General features: G+C 73.3%; 14 protein-coding genes. 9 read left to right on the forward strand and 5 right to left on the reverse strand.

Annotated elements, in window-relative coordinates:
• Window positions 1-199: 199 nt before the first annotated feature.
• Both ybaK and ACPCK6_RS14055 read right to left on the reverse strand, forming a co-directional pair.
• Window positions 200-679 carry a Cys-tRNA(Pro) deacylase gene (ybaK, locus tag ACPCK6_RS14050; RefSeq protein WP_423481324.1) on the reverse strand — a complete coding sequence of 160 codons (480 nt, stop codon included), beginning with the start codon at window positions 677-679 and terminating at the stop codon, window positions 200-202.
• A gap of 56 nt (window positions 680-735) precedes the next feature.
• A complete protein-coding gene (locus tag ACPCK6_RS14055; protein WP_423481325.1) occupies window positions 736-1,968 on the reverse strand; it encodes a class I SAM-dependent methyltransferase in 1,233 nt (410 codons plus the stop codon).
• Window positions 1,969-2,228: 260 nt separating this feature from the next.
• Here ACPCK6_RS14055 and groES point away from each other — a divergent pair, with 260 nt between their 5' ends.
• The 3 genes from groES (at window position 2,229) to ACPCK6_RS14070 (ending at window position 5,979) form a co-directional block, all read left to right on the forward strand.
• Window positions 2,229-2,537, forward strand: coding sequence for a co-chaperone GroES (gene groES / locus ACPCK6_RS14060; protein WP_012015047.1), 309 nt, complete (start codon window positions 2,229-2,231; stop codon window positions 2,535-2,537).
• 70 nt (window positions 2,538-2,607) lie between these two features.
• Complete coding sequence (gene groL / locus ACPCK6_RS14065) at window positions 2,608-4,251, forward strand: chaperonin GroEL (protein WP_423481326.1); 1,644 nt, start codon at window positions 2,608-2,610, stop codon at window positions 4,249-4,251.
• 60 nt (window positions 4,252-4,311) lie between these two features.
• On the forward strand, window positions 4,312-5,979 hold the full coding sequence (locus tag ACPCK6_RS14070; protein ID WP_396883349.1) for a sulfite oxidase: 1,668 nt from the start codon (window positions 4,312-4,314) through the stop codon (window positions 5,977-5,979).
• A 174-nt stretch (window positions 5,980-6,153) separates the two neighbouring features.
• On the opposite strand, the gene ACPCK6_RS14075 is transcribed toward ACPCK6_RS14070, so the two are convergent.
• Window positions 6,154-6,537, reverse strand: a complete 384-nt coding sequence (locus ACPCK6_RS14075; protein WP_194801376.1) for a WhiB family transcriptional regulator — start codon at window positions 6,535-6,537, stop codon at window positions 6,154-6,156.
• A 252-nt stretch (window positions 6,538-6,789) separates the two neighbouring features.
• Between ACPCK6_RS14075 and ACPCK6_RS14080 the strand changes: the two genes are divergently transcribed.
• Complete coding sequence (locus tag ACPCK6_RS14080) at window positions 6,790-7,605, forward strand: LuxR C-terminal-related transcriptional regulator (RefSeq protein WP_423481327.1); 816 nt, start codon at window positions 6,790-6,792, stop codon at window positions 7,603-7,605.
• 12 nt (window positions 7,606-7,617) lie between these two features.
• On the opposite strand, the gene ACPCK6_RS14085 is transcribed toward ACPCK6_RS14080, so the two are convergent.
• Entirely contained in the window at window positions 7,618-8,022 is a 405-nt protein-coding gene (locus ACPCK6_RS14085; RefSeq protein WP_194801374.1) for a DUF5319 domain-containing protein, read from the reverse strand.
• A 197-nt stretch (window positions 8,023-8,219) separates the two neighbouring features.
• Between ACPCK6_RS14085 and guaB the strand changes: the two genes are divergently transcribed.
• The 4 genes from guaB (at window position 8,220) to ACPCK6_RS14105 (ending at window position 13,964) form a co-directional block, all read left to right on the forward strand.
• Window positions 8,220-9,782 carry an IMP dehydrogenase gene (gene guaB / locus ACPCK6_RS14090; protein WP_423481328.1) on the forward strand — a complete coding sequence of 521 codons (1,563 nt, stop codon included), beginning with the start codon at window positions 8,220-8,222 and terminating at the stop codon, window positions 9,780-9,782.
• Window positions 9,783-9,812: 30 nt separating this feature from the next.
• A complete protein-coding gene (locus tag ACPCK6_RS14095; protein ID WP_013288539.1) occupies window positions 9,813-10,931 on the forward strand; it encodes a GuaB3 family IMP dehydrogenase-related protein in 1,119 nt (372 codons plus the stop codon).
• Window positions 10,932-11,019: 88 nt separating this feature from the next.
• The gene (locus ACPCK6_RS14100; protein WP_423481329.1) at window positions 11,020-12,417 is read left to right on the forward strand and encodes a M1 family metallopeptidase; all 1,398 of its coding nucleotides are present in this window, start codon (window positions 11,020-11,022) and stop codon (window positions 12,415-12,417) included.
• Window positions 12,418-12,506: 89 nt separating this feature from the next.
• Window positions 12,507-13,964, forward strand: coding sequence for a M1 family metallopeptidase (locus tag ACPCK6_RS14105; RefSeq protein WP_396883345.1), 1,458 nt, complete (start codon window positions 12,507-12,509; stop codon window positions 13,962-13,964).
• A 3-nt stretch (window positions 13,965-13,967) separates the two neighbouring features.
• Here ACPCK6_RS14105 and ACPCK6_RS14110 read toward each other — a convergent pair whose 3' ends face one another.
• Complete coding sequence (locus ACPCK6_RS14110; protein ID WP_423481330.1) at window positions 13,968-15,068, reverse strand: LCP family protein; 1,101 nt, start codon at window positions 15,066-15,068, stop codon at window positions 13,968-13,970.
• A 141-nt stretch (window positions 15,069-15,209) separates the two neighbouring features.
• Here ACPCK6_RS14110 and ACPCK6_RS14115 point away from each other — a divergent pair, with 141 nt between their 5' ends.
• Window positions 15,210-16,892 (forward strand): FAD-dependent oxidoreductase, encoded by a 1,683-nt coding sequence (locus ACPCK6_RS14115; RefSeq protein WP_396883343.1) that lies wholly within the window; start codon window positions 15,210-15,212, stop codon window positions 16,890-16,892.
• Window positions 16,893-16,918: the final 26 nt, after the last annotated feature.

Consider the following 16,918-nt stretch of genomic DNA (forward strand, 5'->3'; position numbering starts at 1 on the left):
GGGTCCTTTCGGAGGTGGGGGAGTGGTGATGTTTTGTTGTGCCCGGCAACGTATTCCCCGCTTCCCATGCACCGCAAGACTGCCGAGGTCAGAAGTTTGTTGGCGGCGGTAACAATTCAGCAACGCGGTTGTCACCCGCGGGACACCGCCGGGAGAGTGCGCTCCGGGAACGCTCCCACACGTACCGTCACGAGCCCGCTCAGGCGGCGGTGATCGATGCCGTCGTCGCCCCGGTGAGCGCCACCAGATCGGTCGGCGCGAGCTGCACCTGCAACCCCCGGCGGCCCGCCGAGACGTACACGGTCGGGTGCGTCAGCGCGGAGGCGTCGATGACCGTCGGTAGCCGCTTGCGCTGCCCCAGCGGGCTGATGCCACCGCGGACGTATCCGGTCGCCCGCTCGGCCGTCGTACGGTCCGCCATCGTCGCCCGCTTGCCGCCGGCCGCGGCGGCGAGCGCCTTCAGGTCCAGCTCGCCGGTCACCGGCACCACCGCCACCGTCAGCCCGCCGTCGACCTCGGTGACGAGCGACTTGAACACGCGCTCCGGCGCCACCCCGAGCGCGGTCGCGACGAGCGCGCCGTAGTTCGGCGCGTCCGGCGAGACGTCGTAGGTGTGGGTGCTGTGGGCGATCTTCCGCTTGCTCAGCAACGCGATCGCCGGAGTGCCAGGGCCCGCCACCGGATCAAGCTAGCCCGGTCGTCGGCCCACCGCGAGCCGAAACCGCGCGCCGCGGGTCAGCCGCCCGCCGGAACCGGCCGGCACACGAGCACCGTGGGGTCGCCGGCGACCCGGGTCAGCACCAGGTCGGCCGCCGCCTCGCCGGAGAGCCGCAGGTCACGGCGCAGCTTCTCCGGCTCCAGCGCCGACCCGCGCTTGCGGATCTCGACCCGGCCGACCCGTCGCTCCCGCAGCAGCGCGCGCAGCCGCTTCAGCGAGAACGGCAGCACGTCGGTGATCTCCAGGCAGCGGGCGAACGGGGTGGGCCGGGCCTCGTCGGCGTACAGGTAGGCGATCGACGGGTCGGCGAGCGTGGCGTCGAGGTCGGCGGCCAGCTCGGCGACCAGGTGCGCGCGTACCACCGCCGGGTCCGGGTCGTAGAGGAACCGCCGCACCGGCCCCACCGGCGCCTCGACCACCCCGGTCCCGGTGAGCTGATAGGAGGGGACCCTTTTACTACCCGAGGCGTTAAGAAGGGGCCCTTCCTTCTCGCGCAGCACTGTGGCGCGGCGGGGGACCTCGGCCAGGTCGCCGCACCACAGCGCGGCCTCGACCAGGTCGCCGTCCGCACTCACCCACTCCGCCTCGGCGCCGGCCGGGATCAGCGCGTGGTCCAGCCCGGGTGCCACCTTCACCACGGTGCGCGGCACCCGCGCGGCCAGGCCGGTGACGAAGTCCCACGGCGGCGAGTAGGCGTTCGGGTCGAACACGCGCCGCCCGGTGCCGGCCCGCCGCCGCGCCGGATCGCAGAACACCGCGTCGACAGGGCTCACGTCGAACGCCGTGGCGTCACCGCACTCGACTGTCACCAGGTCGGCGAGCCCGGCCGCCCCGGCGTTCGCGGCGGCCATCTCGGCGGTGAGCGGGTCGGCCTCCACCGCGTACACCCGGATGCCGGCGCGGCCCGCGGCGAGCGCGTCGGCGCCCAGGCCGCACCCCAGGTCGGTCAGCGTGGTCACGCCCGCGGCGCGCAGCCGCGCGGCGCGCCGGTCCGCGACCGCGCGACGGGTGGCCTGCTCCAGCCCGGCCCGGGTGAGGAACATCCCGGCCGCGACCGGGCCGAACTTGCCGGCCGCCCGGCGGCGCAGCTCCGCCTGGGTCAGCGCCGCGGCCGCGAGCCCGCCGGGGATGCCGGCCGAGCGCAGCGCGGCCGCCGCCGCCAGCGGGTCGCCGCCGGCCACCCGCTCGGCCGCGGCGAGCGCCGCCGACCCCTCGGGGGTACGCAGCGCGGCGAGCTGGTCGAGATCCACGCGCTCATTCTCCCGGCCCGGTTCCGGCGCGACACGGAGGGCGACGCGTTGGCACTCTCCTTGACGGAGTGCTAGCCGAGGAATAACCTGCGATTAGCACTCTCACCCTGAGGGTGCCAACGCCCGAGCCTCGTGCCCGGGGGTTGAGCGCCAGGCGGACCGGCACCCGCGACGACGGCCCCGCCCGGTGGCATGTGGCAGATTGACGCTGGTCGGCGTGCCGGCCGGCAACGACACCAAGTACCCGGGAGGGTATGCCCGTGACTACCGCGACCAAGGTTGCGATCAAGCCGCTCGAGGACCGCATCGTGGTCCAGGCGAACGAGGCCGAGACCACCACCGCCTCGGGCATCGTGATCCCCGACACCGCCAAGGAGAAGCCGCAGGAGGGCACCGTCCTCGCTGTCGGCCCGGGCCGGATCGACGACAAGGGCAACCGCGTGCCGATCGACGTGAAGGTCGGCGACACCGTCCTCTACTCGAAGTACGGCGGCACCGAGGTCAAGTACGCCGGCGAGGAGTACCTGGTGCTCTCCGCCCGCGACGTCCTCGCGGTCATCGAGAAGTAAGCAACCGATCAGTGTCGTTGCCCCGGTCCGGCTCGCCGGGCCGGGGCAACGTCGCTTCGAAGGGATACTGATGGCGAAGATCCTCAGCTTCTCGGACGACGCCCGGCACCTGCTGGAGCACGGTGTCAACGCCCTCGCGGACGCGGTGAAGGTCACCCTCGGCCCGCGCGGGCGCAACGTCGTCCTGGACAAGAAGTTCGGTGCGCCCACGATCACCAACGACGGCGTGACCATCGCCAAGGAGATCGAGCTCACCAACCCGTACGAGAACCTCGGCGCGCAGCTGGTCAAGGAGGTGGCGACCAAGACCAACGACGTCGCCGGCGACGGGACCACCACCGCCACCGTGCTGGCCCAGGCGATGGTCCGTGAGGGCCTGCGCAACGTGGCCGCCGGCACCAACCCGACCGGCCTGAAGCGGGGCATCGACGCGGCGGCCGCCAAGGTCTCCGAGGCGCTGCTCGGCAAGGCCGTCGAGGTCTCCAGCAAGGAGTCGATCGCGCACGTCGCGACCGTCTCCGCGCAGGACGCCGCGATCGGCGAGCTGATCGCCGAGGCGATGGAGAAGGTCGGCCGCGACGGCGTCATCACCGTCGAGGAGGGCTCCGCGCTCACCACCGAGCTGGAGGTGACCGAGGGTCTCCAGTTCGACAAGGGCTTCATCTCCCCGAACTTCGTCACCGACCTGGAGGCGCAGGAGGCGGTCCTGGAGGACCCGTACATCCTGATCACCACCCAGAAGATCTCGGCGATCGAGGAGCTGCTGCCGCTGCTGGAGAAGGTCCTCCAGAACAACAAGCCGCTGCTCATCGTCGCCGAGGACGTCGAGGGCCAGGCCCTGTCGACGCTCGTGGTGAACGCGCTGCGCAAGACCGTCAAGGTCTGCGCGGTCAAGGCCCCCGGCTTCGGCGACCGCCGCAAGGCGATGCTGCAGGACATGGCGATCCTCACCGGTGCCGAGCTGGTCGCCCCGGAGCTGGGCTACAAGCTCGACCAGGTCGGCCTGGAGGTGCTGGGCACCGCCCGCCGCGTCGTGGTCGACAAGGAGAACACCACTGTCGTCGACGGTGGCGGGCAGGCCGCCGAGGTCGCCGACCGGGTCGCGCAGATCCGTAAGGAGATCGAGGCCTCCGACTCCGAGTGGGACCGGGAGAAGCTGGCCGAGCGGCTGGCGAAGCTCTCCGGCGGCATCGCCGTGATCAAGGTCGGCGCGGCCACCGAGGTCGAGATGAAGGAGCGCAAGCACCGCATCGAGGACGCCATCGCCGCGACCAAGGCCGCGGTCGAGGAGGGTACGGTCCCGGGTGGCGGCGCCGCCCTGGCCCAGATCCTGCCGGTGCTCGACGACGACCTGGGCTTCACCGGTGAGGAGAAGGTCGGCGTCTCGATCGTGCGCAAGTCGCTCGTCGAGCCGCTGCGCTGGATCGCCCAGAACGCCGGCCACGACGGCTACGTGGTGGTGCAGAAGGTCGTCGGCCAGGACTGGGGCCACGGCCTCGACGCCGCCACCGGCGAGTACGTCGACCTGGCCAAGTCCGGCATCATCGACCCGGTGAAGGTGACCCGCAACGCGGTCAGCAACGCCGCCTCGATCGCCGGCCTGCTGCTCACCACCGAGAGCCTCGTGGTGGAGAAGCCGGCCGAGCCGGAGCCGGCCGCCGGTGGACACGGCCACTCGCACGGCCACGGCCACCAGCACGGCCCGGGTTTCTGACCGAGCAGTACGGCCCGACGTCAGGGCACACCGCCGACCCGGTGGTGTGCCCTGACGCATATGTCCTTACGGAACGCTGACGGAATTGGCAGCCGGACCGGCGGGTCGATCAGACTGGGTGCCGTGAGCACCCTCTCCCGCCGCCGCGCGGCGCTGGCCGGTGTCGTCGCCGCAGTGGTGGCACTCGGCACCGCCGAACCCGTGGCGGTCCTGACCGGTCCCCGGTCCGCGCCGCTCGTCGCCGTCGGCGGACTCGTCGTCGACCTGGTGCCCGAGCCGCTCAAGCAGTTCGCCATCGACGTCTTCGGCACGTACGACAAGATCGCCCTGCTGGCCGGGACGGCGCTGCTGCTGGCCGCCTTCGGGGCGCTGCTCGGTCTGGCGGCGGCCCGGCGGCTGGTGATCGGCCTGGCCGGCGTCGCCGCGTTCACGGTGCTCGGCGTCGCCGCCGCGCTGACCCGGGCCGGAGCGGACGCGTTCGACGCGCTGCCCTCGCTGGTCGGCGGCGGACTGGGCGCGCTGACGCTCTGGGCGTTCGTGGCCGGCCCGCTGGGGCCCGGCCGGGACGTGGCCACGCAGCCGGCACCGCCCCCGGCGGTCGCCGCGCTCGCGGGGGAGGAGAAGACCCCGGGTGGCTGGGAGCCGGTCCGGCACGACGACGCGGAGTCGCGGCGGCGGTTCCTGCGCGGTGCCGGGCTGCTCACCGGCGCTGCTGCGGTGGCCGGGCTGGGCGGGCACTGGCTGGCCGGCCGGCGCGGCGTGTCGGCGGCCCGGGAGGCGGTGACGTTGCCCGCCCCGGTGGCGCCCGCCCCGCAGGTACCGGCCGGAGCGGACCTGTCACTGCCCCGGCTCGCGCCGTACGTCACGCCGAACCGGGAGTTCTACCGGATCGACACCGCGCTGGTGGTGCCGCAGGTGGACCCGGCCACCTGGCGGCTGCGGATCCACGGGCGGGTGCGCAACCCGATCGAGCTGAGCTTCGACGACCTGCTGGCCCGCCCGATGGTCGAGCGGTACGTGACGCTCGCCTGCGTCTCCAACGAGGTGGGCGGCGACCTGATCGGCAACGCGCGCTGGCTCGGCGTACCGATCAAGGAGCTGCTCGACGAGGCCGACCCGGCCGACGGCGCGGACCAGGTGGTGGGCCGCGCGGTCGACGGCTGGACCTGCGGCACACCCACCTCGGTGCTGCGCGACGGCCGGGACGCGCTGCTCGCGGTCGGCATGAACGGCGAGCCGCTGCCGATCCAGCACGGCTTCCCGGTGCGGATGGTGGTGCCCGGCCTGTACGGGTACGTGTCGGCCTGCAAGTGGCTCACCGAGCTGGAGCTGACCAGCTTCGCCGACTTCGACGCGTACTGGGTGCCGCGCGGCTGGTCCGCGCAGGGCCCGATCAAGACGCAGTCCCGGATCGACACGCCCCGGCCCCGCAGCCGCCCGGCCGCCGGACCGGTGACGGTGGCCGGTGTGGCGTGGGCGCAGCACCGCGGCATCAGCCGCGTGGAGGTCCGCGTGGACGGCGGCCCCTGGCAGGAGGCGACACTGGCGTCTGCCGTGTCGGCGGACACCTGGGTGCAGTGGTCGTGGCGGTGGGACGCGACGCCGGGCGAGCACACGCTCCAGGTACGGGCGACGGACACGACTGGTGAGACCCAGACGGAACAGCCCGCCCCGGTCGCCCCCGACGGCGCAACCGGATGGCACACAGTGAGAGTCACGGTCACCTGACCCGGCCGCCCCACCTCCGAAAGATCAACACCAGTTCCCCGAAGTGGTGGCATCAAAGGCTCAGTGATATGACCACCTCGCCGAGCTGGTGTTGATCACGCGAGGGCCGGGACGGGACGACACGACGCCGCGCCCCGGGGTTGCGGGGCGCGGCGTCGGAGGTCGTGGAACCGGTCAGGCGACCTTGCGCTGGTCCGGCACGGCGGTGTTGTGCGGGCGGCCGAGGCGTGCCTCCAGCCGGGCGATGTCCACCTTGGTCTGCCGGCGGTCGGCCAGGTCCTCCCAGCCGAGGGCGAGCAGCCGCAGCCGCTCGGACTCGCTGAACCCGCCCCAGACGCCGTACGGCTCGCGCACGGAGAGCGCGTGGGCGGCGCACTCGGCGCGTACCGGGCAGGCGCGGCAGACCGACTTGGCGCCGGTCTCGCGGCGCAGCCGGGAGGAGCCGCGCTCGCCGTCCGGGTGGAAGAACTGCGCGCTGTCGCGGCCACGGCAGGCTCCGAGCCGCTGCCAGTCCCAGAGCTCGTCGATCGGTCCAGGCAGCCTACGTACGTTCGACATCAGCACCCCTCCTCCCGCGCGGCACCGCGGAGAATGTTCGTTGCCAGCTACCGGGCGGCGGTCCGCGCGGGATGCCGGTTCCGGATGAACCCCTCGGTACCCGAGCGGTCCGCGCCTCACACATCTGTGATCGAAAACGTCGGACACTCGGCGGCATATGCCCCATCTGTCGGAAAAGTTCGGATGATTGCCCGGAACCCCCTCCCGACCCCACCTCCGCATGGTCTGCTCTGAGTCGGAGAGGAGACCACTGTGCGTAGTGTTCTTGTGTGCGTTCGGACACCATTGGCGGCCCAGCATCTGACCTCCGCGGCGGCGCGGCTCGGGCTGTCCGGCGTCGTCCGGACGGCCGTCTCCGATCCGGAGGTGATGTTGCGGCTCGCGGAGCGTCCGGTGGACGTGGTGCTCGCCGACACCGCGCTGACCCGTCCGGACAGCGCCGGCTTCGTCCGGCGGGTGCTGGCCCGCGCACCGCAGGCGGCGGTGCTGCTGCTCGGCGCCGAGGAGTCGGAGTCGGCGGCGGCCACCATCAGCGCCGGAGCGCGGGGCCTGATCCAGAACGCGGACCACGACCTGACCAGCGCTGTGGCCAAGGCGCTGCTGCTGCTGTCCGCCCCCGGGCGGAGCAACAGGAACCGGGTGGCGGACACCGCCCGGGACGCGGCGGCGGTGGGCGGGCCGACCCGGCCGGCGGTGCCGGGGCGTACCCCGGGTGGGCCCGGCTGGCCGGCGACGGCCCCGGTGGACGCCGCGGGCCTGCCCACAGTGGTGCCCGTGCAGCGGGGTGAGGACCCGGACGACCCCGCGGCCGACGGCGCGGAGGCGCCCCGGGCGGGTGCGGTCCAGCGACCGGCGCGGACGCCGCGCAGCGCGATCGGGCTGACCGAGCGCGAGCTTCAGGTGCTGCTCGGCATGGCCGAGGGCAAGAGCAACGCGGAGATCGGGCGGGAGCTGTTCGTCTCCGAGGACACGGTCAAGACGCACGCCCGGCGGCTGTTCCGCAAGCTCGGCGCGCGCGACCGGGCGCACGCCGTCGCGGCCGGGTTCCGGGCGGGTCTGGTCGCCTGACCCGCCCGGCTGTCACTCCTGCGCGGAGTCGTCGGTGCCCTCGGTGAGCGTGTCGTGCACGCCGTCGGCGTACCCGCGGGCGTAGTCCCAGCTCACGTAGTGGTCCGGGTCCGGGTCGTAGGCCGGCTCGTGCACCCGGGGACGCCCCGAGTTGAGCAGGTGGCGCAGGTTGCCGCGCAGCAGGTCCCAGTCGAAGTAGTGCGGCTCGCGGCAGTCCTCGCACTCGATCACCAGGCCGCGCACGCCGATCGGCTGGAGCAACGCCTGGTAGATCTCCAGATCGGCGAGATCCTCCAGGACGTCCTGGCGCTCGACCTCGGTCAACGGGTCGAGCGCGTCGTCGTCGCCGGGATCGTGCAGGCCGGCAGCCGGATCGGCCGGGTCGCCGTTGAACGGGTCGATGGGCTCGTCGTGCACCCCCTCACCGTAGACCCCGAGCCGCCGGAAAGCCCGCCCCAGCCCGTGCTGTGGCCCTGCCTACCCTCGGGCCCGCCGCTGCCCGGGCGCGGACGGGTAGGTGGGTACGATGAGGCGACGCGCCGTCACCCGGCGCCTGCCGGTGCCCCCGCGCGCCGCCTCGCTGCAGCCCGTTCGACCAGCTCAGGGGAGCAATCGTGGAGAATTCGCCCAGCACCGAGATCCCGGCCGGCGCCGACGGCGGGGAGCTGGGTGGCCATCTGCCCGAGCTGCCTGCGGGTTCGGCCCGCGTGGTACCGCTCGGGCTGACCTTCGACGACGTCCTGCTCCAGCCGGGCGAGTCGGACGTCGTCCCCAGCCGCGTCAACACCCGCACCCGCCTCACCCGCAACATCGAGCTGACCGTGCCGTTGCTGTCCAGCGCGATGGACACCGTCACCGAGGCGCGGATGGCGATCGCCATGGCCCGCCAGGGCGGCATCGGCGTGCTGCACCGCAACCTCTCCGTCGAGGACCAGGCGCTCCAGGTCGACCTGGTGAAGCGCTCCGAGTCCGGCATGATCACCAACCCGGTGACCGCCAGCCCCGACGACACGCTGCGCGAGGTCGACGCGCTCTGCGGCCGCTACCGCATCTCCGGCGTGCCGGTGGTGGACGGGCAGGGCCAGCTGGTCGGCATCGTCACGAACCGCGACATGCGGTTCGTCTCCGACCCGGCCACGCCGGTCCGCGAGATCATGACCCGCACCCCGCTGATCACCGCTCCGGTCGGCGTGAGCAAGGACGACGCGCTCGGCCTGCTGCGCCAGCACAAGATCGAGAAGCTGCCGATCGTGGACGCGGGCGGCAAGCTGCGCGGCCTGATCACGGTCAAGGACTTCACCAAGAGCGAGCAGTACCCGAACGCCACCAAGGACGACGCGGGCCGGCTCCGGGTCGCCGCCGCGGTGGGCGTGGGCGAGGACGGCTACAAGCGGGCCCGTGCCCTGGTCGACGCCGGCGTGGACGTCGTCATCGTGGACACCGCGCACGGCCACCAGCGCGCCGTGCTGGAGATGGTCGCCCGGCTCAAGCGGGACGTCACCATCGACATCGTGGGCGGCAACATCGCCACGTACGCGGGCGCGAAGGCGCTCGTCGAGGCCGGCGCGGACGGCGTCAAGGTGGGCGTCGGCCCGGGCGCCATCTGCACCACCCGGATCGTTGCCGGGGTCGGCGTACCGCAGATCACCGCGATCATGGAGGCGGCCCGTGCCGCCCGCCCGGCCGGCGTGCCGGTGATCGGTGACGGCGGCATCCAATACTCCGGCGACATCGCCAAGGCGCTCGTCGCCGGCGCCGACACGGTGATGCTCGGCAGTCTGCTCGCGGGCTGCGAGGAGAGCCCCGGCGAGCTGATCTTCATCAACGGCAAGCAGTACAAGGCGTACCGCGGGATGGGCTCGCTCGGCGCGATGCAGTCGCGCGGCCAGGGCAAGTCCTACTCCAAGGACCGCTACTTCCAGCAGGACGTGCTCGCCGAGGACAAGCTGGTCCCGGAGGGCGTCGAGGGCCAGGTGCCCTACCGGGGGCCGCTGTCCGCCGTCGCCCACCAGCTCACCGGTGGGCTGCGCGCCGCCATGGGGTACGTGGGCGCGGAGAGCATCCCGGAGCTGCACCGGCGTGGCCAGCTCATCCGGATCACCGCGGCCGGGCTCAAGGAGAGCCACCCGCACGACATCCAGATGACGGTCGAGGCGCCCAACTACCACTCCCGCTGACCCACCACCCCCAACCACCTGGAGTCCCTCATGCGTGACGTGGTCGAGATCGGGCTGGGCAAGACCGCGCAGCGCGGCTACCACCTGGACGACATCGCCATCGTGCCGAGCCGCCGCACCCGGGACGTCGACGACGTCTCCACCGCGTGGCAGCTCGACGCGTACCAGTTCGGCATCCCGTGCGTCGCGCACCCCTCGGACGCGACCATGAGCCCCGCCTCGGCGGTCCGGCTCGGCCAGCTCGGTGGCCTCGGCGTGCTGAACGTCGAGGGCCTGTGGACCCGGTACGAGAACCCGGCCAAGATCCTGGAGGAGCTGGCCGGTCTCGGTGAGGACGCGCGGGCGACCAAGCGCCTCCAGGAGGTCTACGCCGAGCCGATCCGTCCCGACCTGATCGCCGAGCGGGTCCGCGAGCTGCGCGAGGGCGGCGGCACGGTGGCGGTGCGGGTCTCCCCGCAGCACACCCTGGCGCTGGCCCCGGTGATCCTCGACGCCGGCGTGGACATCCTGGTCATCCAGGGCACGCTCGTCTCGGCCGAGCACGTCTCCACCACCGACGAGCCGCTGAACCTCAAGGAGTTCATCGCCGACCTCGACCTGCCTGTCGTCGTCGGCGGCTGCACCGACTACAAGACCGCGCTGCACCTGATGCGTACCGGCGCGGCCGGCGTGATCGTGGGCATCGGCGGCGACGACTGGTCGACCACCGAGTCGGTGCTCGGCATCCGGGTGCCGATGGCCACCGCCATCGCCGACGCCGCCGCCGCCCGCCGCGACTACCTGGACGAGACCGGCGGCCGGTACGTGCACCTGATCGCCGACGGCGACATGCAGACCTCCGGCGACATCGCCAAGGCGCTCGGCTGCGGCGCGGACGCGGTGATGCTCGGCGAGCCGCTGTCGCTGTGCGAGGAGGCCCCGGCCGGCGGCGCCTGGTGGCACTCCGCGGCCAGCCACCCGTCGCTGCCCCGGGGCGCGTTCGAGGTGGCCGGCGAGCCGCTCGGCTCGATGGAGAAGCTGCTGTTCGGCCCGGCCGACGAGCCGGACGGCCAGCTCAACCTCTTCGGCGGCCTGCGCCGCGCGATGGCCAAGTGCGGCTACCGCGACCTGAAGGAGTTCCAGAAGGTCGGGCTCGTCCTCGACCGCTGAGCACCGCTGAGCACGGCATGACGGCGCGGGCGCGCGGCGCGGACCTGTTCCGGCCCCGCCCGCGCCGTCGCGCGTCTAGGCTCGCCGGGTGAGACGGGGGCGGGTCTGGGCGGCAGGGCTGGTGGCGGCGGCGCTCGCGCTGGGCGGCTGCACCGGCGGTGACGACGGCAACGGGTTCCGGCCGGGCGCGGCGGACGCCGGTGACCCGTACGTGCCGGGCGCCGGCAACGGCGGCTACGACGTGGGCCACTACGCGCTGGACGTGCGCTACGACCCGGCGAGCGACCGGCTCACCGGTACCGCCACGCTGACCGTCACCGCGACCCGGGCGCTGTCCCGGTTCCAGCTCGACCTGGCCGGGCTGGACGTCGAGCGGGTGCGGGTGGACGGCGCGGCGGCGAAGCACCGCCACGACGGCGCCGAGCTGATCGTCACCCCGGCGGGCGGGCTGCCGTCCGGGCGGCGGTTCACCGTCGAGGTGACGTACGGCGGGGTGCCGCAGCCGCTGCCCAACGCCGAACTCGGCGACGGCGGATTCCACGCCACACCTGACGGTGCGATAGCGCTCGGCCAGCCCGAGTCGGCGAGCACCTGGTATCCGGTGAACGACCACCCGTCGGACAAGGCCACCTACGACCTCGCGGTCACCGTGCCGGACGGCCTCGCCGCGCTGTCCAACGGCGTGCCGCAGGGCAGGACGTCCAGCGGCGGCTGGACCACCTGGCGCTGGTCCGAGCGCGCGCCGATGGCCAGCTACCTGAGCACGCTGGTGATCGGCGACTACCGGGTCAGCAGCGGCACCCACGCCGGGAAGCCGCTGGTCACCGCCGTCGCCGCGGCGCTGCCCGCGGACGGTCCGGCTGCCGCGTCGGTGGCCCGCACCGGCGAGATCGCCGACTTCCTGGCCGCGCGCTTCGGGCCGTACCCGTTCGAGGCGTACGGCGGCGTCGTGGTCGCCGACGAACGCATCCGGTACGCGCTGGAGACGCAGAGCCGGCCGGTCTACGGGCCGGCGTTCTTCCGCGACGGCCTGCCGAACACCGAGGTGGTCGCGCACGAGCTGGCCCACCAGTGGTTCGGCGACAGCGTCTCGGTGGCCCGGTGGAGCGACATCTGGCTCAACGAGGGCTTCGCCACGTACGCCGAATGGCTCTGGGCCGAGCACGACGGCGGGCGCACAGTGGCGCAGACAGTCGCCGAACGGTACGCGGACACCGACTGGTCGAAGCCCACAGTCGACCCGGGCCGGGCCGGGATGTTCGGCGACGCGGTCTACCAGCGGGGCGCGCTCGCGGTGCACGCGCTGCGCCGCGCCGTGGGCGACGAGACGTTCTACCGCGTGCTGCGCGGCTGGCTGGCGCAGCACCGCGACGGCAACGTCACCACTGCCGACTTCGTCGGGTACGCCGAACGCACGTCCGGACGTCCGCTGCGGGCGCTGCTGGACGCGTGGCTGGCCGGTGGCACGCCGCCGGGACTGCCGTGACGAACACGTGACCGCCGCTGGGTAGGCTGCCGCGGTCGGAGCGGCCCGTGGGCGGGGCCGCCGAACGGGCCCCGGGAGGGATCGAGGCGATGACGCGGCGCGGCGCACGACGACGGATCGGCTTGCTGACCTGCGGCACGCTGCTGGCCGCGGGCTGCGGTTCGGCCGAGCCGGACCCCGGCCCGACGTCCCCGGCCGCCCCCGCGCCGGCGGCCTCGCGCAGCTTCGCGCCGGGCGCGGACGGTGCCGGTGACGCGTACTTCCCGAGCTACGGCAACGGCGGGTACGACGTCGCGCACTACACCGTGAAGGTGCGCTACGACCCGGAGACGGACAAGCTCAGCGGCACCACCACGCTGCGGGCCACCGCCACCGCCGATCTGTCCGCGTTCAACCTGGACCTGGCCGGGCTGACCGTCCGCTCGGTGACGGTGGACGGCACCGCCGCCCGGCACAGCCGCACCGAGGACGAGCTGGTGATCACCCCGGCCACCGGGCTGACCTCGGGCAACGGGTTCACCGCCGAGATCCGGTACGACGGCCGGCCGGAGCCGCTGCGTACCGAGTCGCTGGGCGAGGGCGGCTGGCTGCACACGGTCGACGGGGCGATCGCGCTCGGGCAGCCGGAGTCGGCGAGCACCTGGTTCCCGGTCAACGACCACCCGTCGGACAAGGCCACCTACGACATGGAGATCACCGTCCCGAAGGGACTCACGGCGGTCTCCAACGGCGTGCCGAAGGGGAAGACGACAAGCGGCGCCTGGACCACCTGGAAGTGGTCGGAGACCGCCCCGGCGGCCAGCTACCTGACCACAGTGGCGATCGGGAAGTTCCGGGTCACCACCGGGCAGCACAAGGGACGGCCGGTCTACAACGCGGTCACCACCCAGGTGGCGGAGGGCGCGCCGGACCGGTCCATCGCGCGCACGATCGAGGTCGCCGACTACCTGGAGAGCGTCTTCGGGCCGTACCCGTTCGACTCGTACGGCGGCGTGGTGATCGCCGACGAGCGGATCCGGTACGCGCTGGAGACGCAGAGCCGGCCGGTCTACTCGGCGAGCTTCTTCCGGCAGGGCGACAACACCGGCGTGGTCGCGCACGAGCTGGCCCACCAGTGGTACGGCAACAGCGTGTCGATCCAGCGCTGGCAGGACATCTGGCTCAACGAGGGGCTGGCCACGTACGCCGAGTGGCTGTGGGCCGAGCACATCGGCTCGACCACTGTGCAGCGCGCGTTCGAGCAGAAGTACGCGAACGCCGGCGGCCAGGTGTGGCGTACGCCGCCGGGCAAGCCGGGCGTGGCGAACCTGTTCAGCAGCTCGGTCTACGACCGGGGCGGGATGACTGTGCACGCGCTGCGGGTGGCGGTGGGCGACACCGCGTTCTTCACCGTCCTGCGTACCTGGGCGTCGGAGCGGAAGAACGGCAACGCCACCACCGCCGACTTCGTGGCGCTGGCCGAGCGGATCTCCGGCAAGAAGCTGGCGAAGGTCTTCGACCCGTGGCTGTACGGCACCGAGCGCCCGCCCGCCCCGAAGCCGCTGTAGGCGTCAGTTCCTGACGCGCAGCGCCGGGTGGGCGGCCAGGAACGCGTCGGCCCGCCCGCCGCGCAGCGCGGTGAGGAAGTCACGGCCGAGCGGCTTGAGCTGCTCACCCCGGTACGCGCCGCCGCTGCTCACCCCGGCGCCGGGCAGCACGACGAGCGTGAGCCGGTCGGCCGGCAGGCCACCCAGGACGTACGCGTAGTCGATCAGCTTCCGGCCGCCCCCGGCGTACACCAGGGTCTTGCCCAGCGCGGCGACCACCTGCTCGACCCGCTGCGGGTCGCGGGCCGTGCCCTGGTCGAGGATCTTGCGGGCCAGTGCCCGGAGCAATTGCTGCTGGTGCCGCTGCCGGGTGTAGTCGCCGCCGGCGGTGTAGCGCTGCCGCGCGTAGTCGAGCGCCTGCCAGCCGGTCAGGTGCCGGGTGCCCTTCTCGTAAACCATCTGCGGCCCGGTGTAGCCGCCGCCGGTCAGCGTCCGCATGGTGCCGTCCGGGCGGCGGTGCCGGGACTCGACCCGCTGGTCGACGTAGAGGTCCACCCCGCCGAGCGTGTCCACCAGCTTGTCGAAGCCGCCGAACGTGATCACCGCCCCGGCGTCGATGCGCAGCCCGGTGTAGCGGGAGACGGTGGTGCGCAGCAGCTCGTACCCCTGGGCGGTGCTGGGGTTGCGCTTGTCGCCCGGCACCCGGCTGCCGTAGCTCATCGCGTGGGTGAGCTTGGTCCGGCCGCCCGGGTAGCGGGCCTTCGGGTAGGCGGGGATGTCCACGACCAGGTCGCGGGGCAGCGAGAACAGGTACGCCCGGTCCAGCCCGGCCGGCACGTGCAGCAGCAGCACCGCGTCGGCGTGCGGCTCCCAGCCGGGGATGCTGACCCGGGTGTCCACGCCGACGAGCAGCAGGTTGAGCGGGCCCTTGAGGTCGGCGCCGGGCGGCGGCGTCGGGCTGGCGGTGGTCGGGGCGGGCGTCGGTGAGGCCGGCGGCGCGGTGCTCGGGCCGGCGACCGGGGCGGCCGGGCGGTTCGCCACCAGCCGGGTGGTCACCACCGCTCCGGTGGCCACCAGCAGCGCCGCGACCAGTGCGGCCAGGCCCAGCAGGCGTCGTCTCGTCACGTTCGTTCCTCCCCGTGGTGTTCGACGCGCCGGGAGCCGCCGGAGGTTGCAGCGGCGGGAATCCCGGCGAATCGAGCGCTCTGCATGATCTGCGAAAAACACTCGCTGGCGCCATAGCTACCGGTCGGTAATGATGCGTTCATGCGTTACGACGTGCTCGTCATCGGTTCGGGCTTCGGCGGCAGCGTCACCGCGCTCCGGCTGGCCGAGAAGGGCTACACGGTGGGCGTCCTGGAGGCGGGGCGGCGCTTCGCCGACGACGAGTTCCCGCGTACGTCCTGGCGGGCGCGACGGTTCCTCTGGGCGCCCCGGCTCGGCTGCTTCGGGCTCCAGCGGATCACGCTGCTGCGCTCGGCCGACCGCACGGCCGGCGGCGGCGTGCTGGTGCTCTCCGGGGCCGGTGTGGGCGGCGGCTCCCTCGTCTACGCGAACACGCTCTACGAGCCGCTCGACGCATTCTACGCCGACCCGCAGTGGCGGGACATCACCGACTGGCGCGACGAGCTGGCCCGCCACTACGACCAGGCGAAACGGATGCTCGGCGTCACCACGTACCCGATCGACACCCGCGCGGACCAGGCCGTCCGCGCGGTGGCCGAGCGGATGGGGGTGGCGCACACCTACCACCCGACGCCGGTCGGGGTGCACATCGGGCGGCCCGGCGAGCGGGTGGCCGACCCGTACTTCGGCGGGGCCGGGCCGGACCGCACCGGGTGCAGCCACTGCGGGTCGTGCATGACCGGCTGCCGGCACGGCGCCAAGAACACGCTCGTGAAGAACTACCTCTGGCTGGCCGAGCGCCTCGGCGTGCAGGTGCACCCGCTGACCACAGTGACCGCCGTCCGCCCCGACCCGGCCGGCGGGTACGCGGTGCACACCGAACGCACCGGCGCCTGGCTGCGCAAGCGGCGCGAGGTGATCCACGCCGACCAGGTGGTCTTCGCGGCCGGCGCGCTCGGCACCCAGCGGCTGCTGCACGAGATGAAGGCGACCGGCGCGCTGCCGGCGCTCTCGCCCCGGCTCGGCGAGCTGACCCGCACCAACTCCGAGGCCATCCTCGGCGCCTCGGTGGCGCCCGGCGCGGCCCGGAAGCGCGGCCTCGACTTCACCGAGGGGGTGGCGATCACCAGCTCGTTCCACCCCGACCCGCAGACCCACATCGAGCCGGTCCGCTACGGCAAGGGCTCCAACGCGATGGGCCTGCTCCAGTCGCTGCTCGTCGACGGCGGTCCCCGCCGGGCCCGGCGCTGGCTGGGCAGCATCGTCCGGCAGCCCGTGCTGGCGGCGCGGATGCTGTCGGTACGCCGCTGGTCCGAGCGCACCGTGATCGCGCTCGTCATGCAGTCGGTCGACAACTCGCTGACCACCCGCTACCGCCGGGGACGGCTGGTCTCCGGCCCCGGCCACGGCGCACCCAACCCGACCTGGATCCCGGCCGGCAACACCGCGGCCCGGCTGCTCGCCGAGGAGATCGGCGGCACCCCGGGCGGGGCGGTCACCGAGCCGTTCAACATCCCGGTGACCGCGCACATCCTCGGCGGCGCGGTCATCGGCGCCACCCCGGACGAGGGCGTGATCGACCCCTGGCACCGGGTGTACGGCCACCCGGGGCTGCACGTGGTGGACGGCGCGGCGGTCTCGGCGAACCTGGGCGTCAACCCGTCGCTGACGATCACCGCGCAGGCCGAGCGGGCCATGTCGTACTGGCCGAACAAGGACGAGGCGGACCCGCGTCCGGCGCTCGGGTCGGCGTACACCCGGGTCGCGCCGGTCCCGCCGCGCCGGCCCGCCGTCCCCGCGCACGCCCCCGCCGCCCTGCGGTGAAAGGAAGGGCCCCTTATTAACGCCTC

Origin of the sequence: Micromonospora sp. AB353, assembly GCF_049538395.1 — a bacterium.
In the GTDB taxonomy this organism is placed as follows: Bacteria; Actinomycetota; Actinomycetes; order Mycobacteriales; family Micromonosporaceae; genus Micromonospora; species Micromonospora aurantiaca.